The sequence below is a fragment of the Romboutsia lituseburensis DSM 797 genome, assembly GCF_900103615.1.
In the GTDB taxonomy this organism is placed as follows: domain Bacteria; phylum Bacillota; class Clostridia; order Peptostreptococcales; family Peptostreptococcaceae; genus Romboutsia_F; species Romboutsia_F lituseburensis.
Map to the genome: position 1 here is coordinate 345,760 of NZ_FNGW01000004.1, position 13,970 is coordinate 359,729.

Genomic DNA, 13,970 nt, shown 5'->3' on the forward strand with positions numbered 1-13,970 from the left:
AAGAGATAGTTATTGGTATGGTAAAGGAACTATCATATATGTCAATATTAGTAGCTGTTTTATTAATTATGACAAATTTAATATAAGAAGGTAAATTTTATGAAAGCGGCGGAAAGAAATATAAATGATGTTAAGGTTATAAGCTACTATACAGGATATATAGTTATAGGAACAGCTCTTCTTATGCTAATACCTATATTAACTTCAATAATTTTAAAAGAATATGAACCATTGATTGATTTTATTATAAGTATAAATATATCACTTATAATAGGATTTGGACTAATACTAATAGGAAATACAAATAAAGATAAAATATACATGGAATGGAAGCACGGACTAATAGTTGCTTCCCTTTCATGGATACTACTTATGATACTTTGTGCAATACCATATTACTTAAGTGGTCATATGAAATCTTTTTTAGATGCGTGTTATGATGTTATAAGTGGATTTACAACAACGGGAGTATTTTTACTTCAAGATATAGATCATTTAAGTGTAAGTTTAAATTTATGGAGACATATTTTAACTTTTGTTGGTGGTCAAGGTATGGTTGTACTTGCAATAATGTTTTTATCTTCAAAGACTCAAGGCGCTTACAAAATGTATGTTGGAGAAGGTAAGGATGTTGAATTAGCACCAAATACAAGAAATACAACAAGATTGATATGGATAATAAGTTTATTGTATTTTGCAATAGGGACTTTTGTACTATGGATAAATGGTATGTTTATAGGTCTTAAACCTATGAGATCTCTTTATCATGCAGCATGTATATTTGTATCTGCATGGAGTACTGGAGGATTTTCACCAATGAGCCAGAATATGTTATATTACCACAGTTTCTCTTATGAAATAGTAACGGTAATATTCCTTGTACTTGGGGCATTAAACTTTGGACTTCACTATGCTATATGGAAGGGTAATAAAAAAGAGATTTATAAAAATATAGAAATTCAAACTTTTACAGCTACAATCTTGCTTACTTCATTCTTTATAGTAAAAGGATTAGCTAGACTTAATGTATATCCTAATGCAACTGCTATATTTAGAAAAGGTGTATATGGACTATTATCAGCTCATACTACGACAGGATTTATGAATTTATACGCAAGACAGTTCGCTCTAGAATGGGGAGATTTTGCTATATTAGTAATGATAATTGCAATGTTATTTGGTGGTTGTGCTTGTTCTACTGCAGGAGGATTTAAAGCTCTTAGAATAGGAATTGTAGTTAAAGGATTTATAGCAGATATTAAAAAGAGCTTAATATCAGATAGAAGAGTAAAAACTTTTAAATATCATCATTTAAAAGAACATACTTTAGATAGTGACGTAGTAAAATCTAGTGCTTTGATAATTATACTTTATATGATTTTATTCTTAGGAGGAACCATGCTTGGATGCTATTATGGATATCCAATGTTAGATTCGGCTTTTGAGTCAGCATCAGTAACAGGAAATGTTGGTTTATCAATAGGTATAACTTCAATTACAATGCCAAATCCTCTTAAAGTATATTATATTATAGCAATGTATTTAGGTAGATTAGAGTTTATGGCAGTCTTTGCGTTAATTGGATTTACTATTGGAGGAATAAAAAAATTATGTATAAGAAAATAAGTAAAGCATTATTAATAATATCTATTTGTACAATATTTATAATACCTTTAAAAATAAGTGCTAATGAATATACGATAAATGATTTAATAGAAAATGGAAAAAGCTTTGATAAAAAAGAAATAACAATAAAAGGTGAAGCAATAGGAGAGTCTCTAAAAAGAGACGATCATACTTGGATAAATATAAATGATACAACTAATGCTATGGGAGTTTATATGAGAACTGAAGATGCTAATAAAGTAAGTAAATTTGGTGGATATAGCAAAGTTGGAGATACAATAGATGTTAAAGGAACTTTCAATAGAGCATGTAGTGAGCATGGCGGAGATATGGATATACATGCAAAAGAAGTTAATGTAATAAAGGAAGGTAAAAAGACTATTGAGATAATAGAAAAAAACAAAATTTACACAGGTATAGTATCTACTGTAATAGTAATATTTATGGGATATATAGTTTATAAAAAGCAAAAATAGATGATAAAAATACTGGAATATTATTTCCAGTATTTTTTTATATTCTCTTTATAAAATGTTATATAATCTTCAGCTTTTAAAGGTCTAGAAAAATAAAATCCTTGAGCTGAGTTGAAGTTTAAAAGCTGAAAAACTTTAAGCTGAGTTTCATTTTCTATTCCTTCTACAACTGTTTTTATATTAAGTTCATTTGCCAAATTAGAAATATATTTAACAACATTAAACTGAACCATATTATCAATTTCTTTTACAAAATCTATAGGGATTTTTATTTCATCAAACTTAATAGTAAATAATTTACTTAAGGAGGAGTACTCTGTTCCAAAATCATCTATAGAAATTAAAAATCCAAAATCACTTAAAGTTTTTATTCTTTCTAATATATATAAATTATTTTTAGAAGTAATACTTTCTAGTATTTCCAGGGTAATATTTTTAGGATTTATGTTGTAATTTTGTGTTATCTTAATGATTTTTTCACAAGTACTAGGGTTTTGAAGAGTTTTTAGAGAAATATTTACCGAACACTGCTGGTAAATTCCCTCACAAGAGAGTAAGTTTTGAAACTTACAGGCTTCTTCAAATATATATACATCTAAGACATTCATGTTTCCCATGTTTTCAATTACTGGCAAAAAATCATTAGGACTTAATTCACCTAATACATCATTATTCCATCTACATAAAGTTTCATATCCTAAAACTTTATTGGAGTCAATTGAGACTTTAGGTTGATAAACTGCATATATTTTTTTATTGCTTAAATCATTTTTAAACTCTTTTTTTAGTAAGTTAACTCTATCAAATTCATCTTTTAATTTACTATCAAATTCAACAACAGCTCCACTAACATTTCTTTTACTTACATACATAGCATAGTCTGCTTCTTGAACAACCCTTGAAATATGTTTAGATTCGGTATTTACACTATAACCAACATCTAACTTTATGCAAATTTTATAATCATTGTTTAAAGCATTGATATATCTTTTTTTACTAAAATGAGAAGATAAATTATCTATATAGTTTTTGTCTACAGATTTTATAGCAAATATAAATTCATCTCCACCATATCTACAAAATAGTGTTTCTTTATCTATGTCCTCAGAAATAGATCTAAGTAAATTAGCCACAAATACTAATGCATTATCTCCTGATTCATGTCCATAAATATCGTTTATATCTTTAAACTTTTTTATATCAAAGAAAAATAAAGTATAATTATTTTTAAATGATCTAGATGCTGAGTTAAATCCAATTCTATTATATATTTCACATAAATAATCTAACTTAGATTGTTTTTTTATGTTTTTTAATAATTTAATATTTTCATCTAGAACCAAAGCATCTCTAAATATAAGTAAAGTTATACTTATTATAGTTACTTTAATATATTTGTAAGGGGAAATGCTAGAATCTATAAATTTAGAAACATAAATATATAATAATAAAAATAGTAGAGGTATTATACCTAAAAATATATTAGTAATTTTATTATTAATTTGATTATGTTCATTATTAATAAGCTCCTCGTTAACATATTGATCTTTTATCAGATAATATAAAAACATTAAATGTAAAATTATATGAAGAAAATTGTTTAAGCTTATATGCAGGGCGTATGCAACATTATCATCTAATATATTTAACACATAGCTACTATAATATATAAAATTTGATACAAAAAAAGAAGCTAAAAGGAAAGTACTGGCTTTTCTAAATTTCTTTTTATATATTGAAAACATAAATAATAACATAACAAAAAATCCATAAAATATCATTGATATTTTTTCTAAAACTGAAAAAGTAAACTTAACGTTTTCAAATTGTAAAAATAGAGATTTTAAAAATGTAATTAAGAATATGTTGTCTAAGCTATCGAAAAATAAGATAGCAATCGGAATGAATGCAATTAAAGAATCTCTAAATACAATATAAAATATCTTATATCTAGATATATATTTAATTAATTTAGCTAAATAATAAAAAGTAGTCAAAAAAAACAATATTATAAGTAAAGAGTTGACATAAATTGGAATCGTTTGCCTCATACGCATATAACCAAGTACCCATACTAAATCTATAGTAGACAATAAGTAAATGCTAGACAAAACACCAATTAAAGTTTTATGAATAGTATCATTGTTTTTAATTTTTTTTGAAGTATATATAATAGATATCAAAATCTGTAAATTCCATATTATATTAGTTAAAATATAGATGCTATTGTTATATGAAAAATAAGTACCACTAAAATCTAATTTATTAGAAATTATAAAAACAAAACATGTAATTAATACTTGAATCAAAAAAAACAAACGCATATGTTCACATCCTTAAAATATACTCATAAGTACATATTATACCCCTTTTACAACTAAATTAAAATCGAATCGACATAAATGTAATAATTAATTAACAAACTATTATATATTAATTATTAAAAAAACAAGTATAAATTATTCTTTACACAAAAACTAATATGTGTTATATTGTGGACAATTGGATAACATAGCTAATAAATTAAAATTTTTATCAGAGGAGATGGAAAATGGAAATATTAATTACACAACCAGCAAAAGCTGAATTAGATAAATTACTAAAAAACAGCGAGCATAAATATATAAGAATAGTAACAAAAAGAGAATCTATATTTGAAAAAGGTAGACTAGATTTTACATTTGACAAAAAAGAAGACGATGACTTACTTTTTAAAGCAGAGGGATATGAGATAGTAATAAACGTAAAATTAGCTGCTCAATTACAAAACTTAACTATATCTTATGGTGGACTACTTAGCAGAGATAAATTTACAGTAGAAACTGATTTTGGACTATTCAAATATTAAAAATATTTATAAATAGATGAAAAATTCGCTACACTTCATGTTGCAAACGACTTCGTTCGTTGCTTAAAATAAAAAATTTAATTAATTATGAATTTAAAATAAAGAATTGGTTAATATATTATTACAAAGGTGATTTAGATTACCTTGTATCTAAACACACTAGATAAAAGCTAGGCAATAACCTAAACCTTTTACTAGTATCTATTGGGTGATTAGATAGATGAGATGTCTTAGGATGTCATATTAAATAACCTAACTGAGATTAAAATTACCTCTTTTTAATCTCATGACTGTTAGTAAATGAAGTCAATAGCCAATAGGTGACTAAATGCTAAGTAGTAGATGTTATTTAATAAAAGTCGAAAAAGAGGAAAAAGCATAAGCTTTGGTAAAAGGCATTAGATTTGATGGCTATAACTATTAAATCTATTGTCTTTTATTTTTTTGCTGTAAATTGGAAAAATTAGTTGACACATAAAAATAAAGTACTATACTTAAAGTGTAAATACAATTTAAAAATTGCTAGGGGAGCCACTAGGCTGAGAGGACTACCGACCCTTATACCTGATCTGGATAATGCCAGCGTAGGGAAGCTTTATAAGACTTAACACAACAAATATTATTTTAGATAGTTACAAATCTAAACATTAATTTTGATATTTATTGTATATAAAGCTATACCTAATCAGGTATAGCTTTTTTTACGCTTAAAAGCATTATAATACATCAAAAACTGTGGGTAAGCTATGAAGTATAGTAATATCAACATCTTTGTGAAAGTAAAAAAATGATATTTTTGAGCAACGGACGAAGTCGTTGGCGACATGAGCAAAGCGAATTTTAATACTAAAACTTAAATTAGGGGGACTTTAATATGTTTAATTTAATTGAAAAGGTGAAAGACGTAAATCCATTAGTTTTGCATTATACAAATAATGTAACTATAAATGATTGTGCTAATATAACGTTAGCATTAGGGGCAAGCCCTTTGATGAGTTTTTCATATGAGGAAGTAGAGGATATAGTAAAGATAGCAAATTCAGTAGTTATAAATATAGGAACTATGAATTCAGAGTTATTAAACTTATATCTAATAGCAGGTAAAGTTGCTAATAAGTACAAAAAGCCTGTCATATTAGACCCAGTAGGTGTGTTTGCAACTGAAGCTAGAACAAATCTTACTAATAAGCTTTTAAATGAAGTTAAGTTTGATGTAGTAAAAGGAAATATAGCAGAAATCAAATTTATAGGGGGATTTGATGTAAAGGGAAAAGGTGTAGATTCATTTGATGATGAAACAGATTGTACAGAGATTATAAAAAAGGTAGCTAAGAAATTAGAATGTGTAGTAGCCGCCACAGGAAAGACAGATATTATAACAGATGGAGATAGCGTTTATAAAATAAATAATGGAACTAAAAAGCTTAAAGGCATAACTGGAACTGGTTGTATGAGTGCAAGTTTAATTGCAAGTTTTTTAGGCTGTGATAAAAATACATTAGAATGTGCTACTATGGGTATTTTGACAATGTCTTTATGTGGTGAACTAGCTGATAGTCAAAATCCAGCTATAGGAAGCTTTAAAGTGAATTTAATGGATGAAGTATATAGTTTAAATGTTGATAAATTAAATACATATGCAAAGATAGAAGAGCTAGTTCTAGCTTAAATATTAAATATATAAAAGGGAGAGATAGAGATGTTATTTACTGAGCGTTTATTTGAGGGAAGCAAAGATATTTGGGAAAGTTATTTAGAGCATCCTTTTTTAAAGGAAATAGGAGAAGGAACTTTAGATAAAGAGAAATTTAGAAAATACCTTATACAAGATTATTTATACTTAAAAGAATATACAAAAGTGTACTGCATGGGGGTTGTGAAAAGCAACACTATAAGAGAGATGAATATGTTTTATGAAGGTGCTGATGGGATATTAAATGATGAAACAGCCAACCATATTTCATATCTAAAAGGTTTTGGAGAAAATATGGATGAAATAGAAAAATATGAGTATCACAAAAACAATGAAAGTTATACAAGCTATATGAAAAATGTATCATTAGCAGGTGGGGCTAAGGAAATAATATCTGTGATACTTCCTTGCACATGGAGTTATAACTATATAGGTCTTAAATTAAAAGAAAACTATAAAGAATTTATGGAAGATAGTTTTTATAAAAGTTGGATAGAAGCTTATAGTAGTGAAGGATATACTAAGTTTACAAATGAGTGGATAGATTTTACTAATGAAATATGTAAAGACCTAAGCGAGGAAGAAGAAAGAAACCTTATAAGTATATTTAGAAAAGCTAGTATATATGAAATGGACTTTTGGCATATGGCATATGAGGGGAGTGAACTAGCTTATGTTTAATAGTATATTGCTTGTAGTGTGCATAATACCATTAGCTTTATATGTTTTAAAAATGAGAAAGTATAAATTTAAAACAAAAGAAATGGTTGTAATAGCAATGTTTAGTGCAATGAGTTATATACTATCATTAATTCCATTTGTAAGATACCCTCAAGGTGGAGGAATTAACATGTTCTCAATGCTACCATTGTTATTGGTATCAGTTTTATATTCAAGAGAGGCAGGACTTACAGCAGGTCTTATCACAGGAACTATAAGCTTATTAATGGGTGGATATATAATGCATCCTGCTCAAGTTATATTAGATTATACTATTCCTGATATGGCACTAGGGCTTAGCGATATGTTTGGAAAAGATGATAAGAAAAGAATTATATTTGGTAGTTTGGCTGCAATATTATTAAATACAACATCTCACTTTTTGTCTGGAGTATTTTTCTTTGGACAATTTGCACCAGAAGGAATGAATCCTGTACTTTATTCATTCTTATACAACTTCTCAGGTCATGGAGTAGAAGGAGTACTTTGTGTAGGTATAATGGCAGTACTTCCATTAGCTAATTTAAGAAAAGTTGCAAGTTTACAATAGATACGCACATGACATAAATTAGCGAATTGTAAATAAATTGTAAGAATATTGTTATTTTATTGTAAATACTTATTTTGCAAAATTTGGTATCATTAGTTTAAGCTTAATAAAAGTAGCGAATTTTAAGCAACGGACTAAGTCGTTGGCGACATGAGGTGTAGCGCCCACGCGGGTGGCTTAAGCGAAGCGAATTTTAATAAAAAGGAGAATAAACTGATGAAACTAAAAGTGAGTTTACTGGCATTAATGATGAGTTTAACTTTAGTAGGATGTGCAAATCAATCAACTACTACTGAAACTAAAAAAGATAATAATCAAGTACAAGAAAATATAGATTCGCCAAAAGATAACGCAACAGATGATAATAACAAAACTGATGATACACAAAAAGAGGACGAAAATAAAGACAAAGAACAAACAGAAAATACTCAAGATAAAAAAGAAGAACCTAAAAAGAACTTAAATGGTCAAGAAGATAAAAAAGAAGAAAAATCAGAAACAACAGATTTTAAAATATACACAGCAAAAGAAGAAGACACTGATAAAATAGTTGAATTTGAAACTATAAAAATAAAAAACAGTGCTTCAAAAGAAGAAAAAATAAATCAGTTAATATCAGCTTTAAAAGATGACTACTTTAAAGATGATGTACAAATGGTTTTACAATCAATAGACAATAATGGTATAGCTACTGTAAACTTAGTAGACCAACAAAAGTGGGCTAAACACTTTGCAGGGTCAACTGGTGGAGCTATATCTCAAGCAGCTATAATAGAGACTTTATTACAAAGAGATTACCAAGGGGATTGGATAAAAGGTGTTAAAGTTTTAGTTGATGGTAGTGATGAAGAGGTATTTGATCATGCACCATTTATAGATGTTTTTTATAGATAATTATTAAAGAGCTATCTCTATATAGAGATAGCTCTTTTTTTTAGAAATAGATAAAAAATTCATTAGTAATTAAAAATTACACTTGAACTTTAATAAAGTTAAAGCTACAATTAATATTGTTAAAGATTTAATGGAAAAAAATGTAAATAAAATTAAGGGGAAGACTATGGACGAAAAAAATTTACCGCAATGGATATTAGCGTTAGACCAAGAAGATTTAAATTTTATAAAAAATTTTATAATAACATCTGGATCATTAAAGGAAATATCTAAGTTATATGAAGTTTCTTATCCAACTGTTAGACTTCGTTTAGATAAATTAATTCAAAAGATAAATCTAAATGATAAGCAAGAACAACAACCGTTTTGTACATTTATAAAAGGTCTAGCAATTGATTCTAAAATTGACTTAGAAACTGCAAAAATGATTATTGAAAAATACAAAGAAGAAAAGGAGGAAAAATAATATGTTTAAATTTTTTATATCAATTATTGTAGCGATTGTTGTATTAGCTACACAACAATATTTAAGTACTAGAAAAAAATGGGTTATAGGTGGATTTTTACCTATTATATGGTTAGGATTTTCAATTTGGTTAATTTATTTTAGTCATTCAAAAACTACTCATTCTCTAATACCAGCATGTATAATAATGTTTTTAACTTTAATGTGTGTTTGGGCAGAGGGAAGAGAGTCAGTTAAAAAGAGAATAAATGAAGAACTAAATAAAATGAAAATACATGATATTAAGTAATAATACGTGTTAAGCAAAGAGGGGATATAATTGGAACGATATTTTGATAAAATAAGTTTATTTAAACTAATTTTTATTTATATAGCTATAACAATTGCTATAGGAACGATATCAGAAGTAGAGGTTTTAAAAGATAAAAGCTTTTTAGATGAAAACTTTTGGATGACAGTTGTTAATAGTACAATGTTAATATATTTTATTTTTAAATTTAAAATAATAAAAGATGATTATATAGATACTTTTAATAGCTTTAAACTAAAAGTAAATTATAAAGAAGTAATAACTCTTTCAATAATAGATTTAGTTATGGTTTTTTCTATTTGTGCAGTAGTTATATCTATAATATATAAAATTAATCCTGAGATTGTAGACTCTATGCTATCTGAACCTGTAGAAAAATTAAGCTTTATCTCAACTGTATTTTTATTCACTTTCACAGTTATATTAGCACCAATTGTTGAAGAGATTGTATTTAGAGGAATACTACTTCGTAGAATTTCTTTTAAATTTGGGGTTCGTAAGGGGATAATCTTATCATCTATTGTATTTGCAATACTTCATCCAGGCCTTGGGCATGTTTTTTCATTTATAGCAGGTGTAATTTTCTCATTGATATACTTAAAATATAACAATATTTTGATAAGCACCATAACTCATATGTGTTATAACTTTTTATATTTCATAGCTACAGTGTTTTCAATGTTTTTTGCAAATCAAAATGCATCTATATCTAATATAGAAAGTACTATATATATTTTTGTAGGGATATTAGGGTTGGTATTTTCTTTTAGATATTTATTTAAGTATATAAAAGTAAATTTCCCTGAGAAAAACAGCGAAGAGAATATACTTAAAAGTTATAGTGAAATTTAATAATTGATTTTTAAAAGTATGGACTTGTAAAGTTCATACTTTTTTTAATTTAATATAAAAAGGTTAAAAAAATAAAACTTTTAATTTATAAATCATTAGGTAATTATAGGTAATTTTATGAATTTGATAACTAATCAAAAATCATTTGATATAATTAAGCAGAATGTGAATCAAATACATAGGGGAAATGTGTATAAAAAGTAAGAGGGAGAAAAAATATGTTATTAAAATCAAAATGTAAAAGTGTATTAGCCATAACGCTGATAACTGCATCATGTATGATGAGCGTAGAAGCTATCAATGCATATGCACAAGAAGATCAAGTATCGCAAGCAAAACAAGTATCTGAGACAGAAAATAAAGAAGGGAACGTATCTAGAGTACTTGATCCAGATAAAATAAGTCTAGAGTCAATAATATCTAATGTAATTATTGAAAATGGAGATAGTATATACGAACCATTCCAATATGCTAAGGTTGGTGTAGAGATTACAAATGAAAATGTAGAGTACATAAATGTAAATGGAAGTAGTTTCTACTATAACAAAGATAGTAATTTATTTGAGGGGACTATTGGCAATAAAAAGATAGAAACTATAGTAGTATATTATAAGAATGGATTGAAAAAAATATACACTAGAGATACAAACAATGAAAATACTTTTAAAAAGTTTGATGTTGACGTGAAAAAATTAGAGTTATTAAGCCTTGATATTGAAAAAACAGAAAATTTATCTGTAGGAGATAAAGTTAAGGTAAGTGCAAAATTAAACATGAAAAATACAGCTGATAAAATGCCATGGCGTATAGGGCTTAAGTTTGCAAATAGCAATGCTCCTAAAGGTGAGTACATAATTTCTTTAGTCTACAATAAAGATAAAGACGTATATGAAGGATATCTAGGATATGGCCTAGAACCACCTCGTGATGATACACCTGTATTTCATTATACTGAAAAAGGTGGAATCCCTTATGATGGTGAGAGCAAATTAATTGAAGTAGGTGTATATGTAGCTGATTTTTATGAAATATATGAATCAGTAATTAAAGATAAAGAAGCTTTACAAAAGTATAGTTTTAGTGCACAAAAATATGAAAATCCTATAAAAAATATATATTACTTAGGTGATAAAATAAAAGCAGATGTAAAAAATGCTGATGATATTGAGAGTATAGCTATAGAATATGATAATTCAGCATTTCATGATTTTAAAGATAGATATCATATAGTTAAGCTTAATAAAAAAGAAGGAAATATCTTTGAAGGAGATAGTTCTATTATAAATCTTTATGATGAACGAGTATGTAAAGTAATAGTATACAAATCTAATGGTGGATATGCAATATATGATAAAAAAGATTATCCTAATTATGTACAAACTCTACAGCCTAATGACGATGCAAAAAGAAAGCACAAATGGGTTATGCTAGATGATAAATGGTATTTATATGAAATAAGTCAATCTCAAGGCAAAGCTAATTACAAGATGCAAACAGGCTGGAAGCTTGTAGACAATAAGTGGTACTACTTAAAATCTGATGGAAAAATGGCAACAGGCTGGGAAAAAGTAAACGGAACATGGTACTATTTAGAAGACAGTGGAAAAATGGCAACAGGCTGGAAAATGGTAGATGGAATATGGTATTATCTAGATGGCAGTGGAGCGATGCAAAAAGGCTGGGAAAAAGTAAATGGAACATGGTATTACTTAGATGGTAGTGGGGCAATGAAAACAGGCTGGCAAAAAGTAAACGGAACATGGTACTACTTAAAATCAAGTGGAGCAATGGCAACGGGTTGGATAGATTTAAGTGGAACATGGTATTATCTAGATGGCAGTGGTGCAATGAAAACAGGATGGCAAAAAATATCAGGTAAATGGTACTATATGTATGGAAGCGGAGCAATGGCTAAAAATACAGTAATAGATGGTTGGAGAATAAACTCAAGCGGAGTTGCAACTAAAATAAAATAAGTAATATAAATTCATTAAACTAGAAAAAGAGTGTTTTATAAATGATAAAATTCATTTAGAAATACTCTTTTTTATTTATAAAATAGTAAGGTAAAAGATAGTTAGAAAGCAGAACACAATATTACCAAAAATTAACAAATATGTTACTATAATATAAGTGAGCAAAATAGGGGGAGGAATAAAGATGTTATTAAAATCAAAATGTAAAAGTGTATTAGCAATAACACTTATAAGTGCATCATGCTTAATGTGGCTAGAAGAAACTAGTATATATGCACAAGAAAATAATACAAAAGGGGTAATTTTACATAGAGCATTTGATCCAGACTCAATAAGTTTAGATTCGATTATATCTAATGTAACCATTAAAAATAAAGATGGTATATATGAACTATTTAAGCCGGTTAATGCTAGCGTAGAAATTTCAAATAAAGATGTAGACTATATTATAGTAGATGGAAATAAGTTTACTTACGACAAATATAGTAAATCATTTGATGGAGTTATAACTAACACTAAGCCTCAAAAGATAGTAGTACACTATACAAAGGTATTGAAAAAAACTTATATTAGAAATGAAGCTAATGAAAATACCTTTAGAAAATTTGATATTGATACAAAAAAGGCTGAGTTATTAAACCTTGATATTGAAAAAAAAGAAACTTTATCTGTAGGAGATAAAGTTAAGGTAAGTGCAAAGTTAGACATAAAGAATACAAATGGTAGCATGCCAAAACGTATAGGTCTTAAGTTTGCAAATAATAATGTTTCTGGTGGAGAGTATAAAATTTGTCTAACATACAATAGTGACAAAGGGATTTATGAAGGCTATCTAGGATACGGTTTAGAACCATACTATCCAAAGCCTTATGTTCCTCATTATACTGAAAGTGGAGCAATACCTTATGAAGGTAATAGTAAGCTAATTGAAGTTGGGGTATATGAAAATGATTTTTATGAAAGATACACACCAGTAATTACAGATAAAGAAGCTTTACAAAAATATAGCTTTGATGCCCAGAAATATGAAAATCCTATAAAAAATATATGTTACTTAGGAGATAAAATAAAAATAGAAGTGAAAAATGGTGAAGATATTAAAGGTATATCTATAGAATCTGATTGTCCAGGTATGGAGCCAGAATATGATAGATACTTCATAGAGAAACTAGACAAAAAAGAGGGCAATGTTTTTGAAGGTAATAATAGATATTTACCTTTTTGTAAAATTATAGTATATAAATCGGATGGTGGATATGCAATATACACTAAAGAGGAGTATCCTAACTATGAGAAAGCTTTAGATTGTAACCAAGATAAGGATAAAACGTACAAATGGGTTTTACTTGATAACTATTGGTACTTATATAAAATAAGTTTAGGAGATGTTAATTGGAGACTTAATTATCAAATGCAAACAGGGTGGCAAAACATAGAAGGTCAATGGTACTACATGTATGCTAATGGAAAAATGGCTGCAAACACAGTAATAGATGGTTGGAAAATAAACTCAAGTGGAGTTGCAACTAAAATAATGTAGTAAAGAGTTATAGGGGGAA

Annotated in this window: 13 protein-coding genes and 1 riboswitch; of the genes, 12 read left to right on the forward strand and 1 reads right to left on the reverse strand. The window is 27.4% G+C overall.

All coding sequences use genetic code 11. The features are described from left to right. Positions 1-99 precede the first annotated feature (99 nt). Both BLP75_RS09975 and BLP75_RS09980 read left to right on the forward strand, forming a co-directional pair. The gene (locus BLP75_RS09975; protein ID WP_092725737.1) at positions 100-1,626 is read left to right on the forward strand and encodes a TrkH family potassium uptake protein; all 1,527 of its coding nucleotides are present in this window, start codon (positions 100-102) and stop codon (positions 1,624-1,626) included. Next, complete coding sequence (locus BLP75_RS09980; RefSeq protein WP_092725739.1) at positions 1,611-2,102, forward strand: hypothetical protein; 492 nt, start codon at positions 1,611-1,613, stop codon at positions 2,100-2,102. Before BLP75_RS09975 ends, BLP75_RS09980 begins: the two co-directional genes overlap by 16 nt. A 20-nt stretch (positions 2,103-2,122) precedes the next feature. Here BLP75_RS09980 and BLP75_RS18155 read toward each other — a convergent pair whose 3' ends face one another. Next, complete coding sequence (locus BLP75_RS18155) at positions 2,123-3,445, reverse strand: bifunctional diguanylate cyclase/phosphodiesterase (RefSeq protein ID WP_170827943.1); 1,323 nt, start codon at positions 3,443-3,445, stop codon at positions 2,123-2,125. Positions 3,446-4,653: 1,208 nt separating this feature from the next. On the opposite strand from BLP75_RS18155, the gene BLP75_RS09990 reads away from it, so the two are divergent. From BLP75_RS09990 to BLP75_RS10035, 10 genes are all read left to right on the forward strand, one after another. Continuing rightward, complete coding sequence (locus BLP75_RS09990; protein WP_092725743.1) at positions 4,654-4,950, forward strand: hypothetical protein; 297 nt, start codon at positions 4,654-4,656, stop codon at positions 4,948-4,950. Positions 4,951-5,464: 514 nt separating this feature from the next. Continuing rightward, a riboswitch (TPP riboswitch) is annotated at positions 5,465-5,558 on the forward strand. 266 nt (positions 5,559-5,824) lie between these two features. After that, positions 5,825-6,619: a hydroxyethylthiazole kinase gene (thiM, locus tag BLP75_RS09995; protein WP_092725744.1), complete on the forward strand. Its 795-nt coding sequence runs from the start codon at positions 5,825-5,827 to the stop codon at positions 6,617-6,619. Positions 6,620-6,649: 30 nt separating this feature from the next. After that, positions 6,650-7,324 carry a thiaminase II gene (gene tenA / locus BLP75_RS10000; protein WP_092725746.1) on the forward strand — a complete coding sequence of 225 codons (675 nt, stop codon included), beginning with the start codon at positions 6,650-6,652 and terminating at the stop codon, positions 7,322-7,324. Beyond that, entirely contained in the window at positions 7,317-7,913 is a 597-nt protein-coding gene (gene thiT / locus BLP75_RS10005; RefSeq protein ID WP_092725748.1) for an energy-coupled thiamine transporter ThiT, read from the forward strand. Before tenA ends, thiT begins: the two co-directional genes overlap by 8 nt. Before the next feature lie 216 nt (positions 7,914-8,129). After that, a complete protein-coding gene (locus BLP75_RS10010) occupies positions 8,130-8,807 on the forward strand; it encodes a midas domain-containing protein (RefSeq protein ID WP_092725750.1) in 678 nt (225 codons plus the stop codon). 166 nt (positions 8,808-8,973) lie between these two features. Beyond that, complete coding sequence (locus BLP75_RS10015; RefSeq protein ID WP_092725752.1) at positions 8,974-9,273, forward strand: DUF2089 family protein; 300 nt, start codon at positions 8,974-8,976, stop codon at positions 9,271-9,273. Between the two features lies 1 nt (position 9,274). After that, entirely contained in the window at positions 9,275-9,562 is a 288-nt protein-coding gene (locus tag BLP75_RS10020) for a hypothetical protein (RefSeq protein WP_092725754.1), read from the forward strand. Between the two features lie 30 nt (positions 9,563-9,592). Then, a complete protein-coding gene (locus BLP75_RS10025; protein ID WP_092725755.1) occupies positions 9,593-10,435 on the forward strand; it encodes a CPBP family intramembrane glutamic endopeptidase in 843 nt (280 codons plus the stop codon). A gap of 218 nt (positions 10,436-10,653) precedes the next feature. After that, the gene (locus BLP75_RS18505; RefSeq protein ID WP_139149835.1) at positions 10,654-12,411 is read left to right on the forward strand and encodes a hypothetical protein; all 1,758 of its coding nucleotides are present in this window, start codon (positions 10,654-10,656) and stop codon (positions 12,409-12,411) included. 184 nt (positions 12,412-12,595) lie between these two features. Further along, entirely contained in the window at positions 12,596-13,951 is a 1,356-nt protein-coding gene (locus BLP75_RS10035; protein WP_092725756.1) for a hypothetical protein, read from the forward strand. The last annotated feature ends 19 nt before the right edge of the window (positions 13,952-13,970 follow it).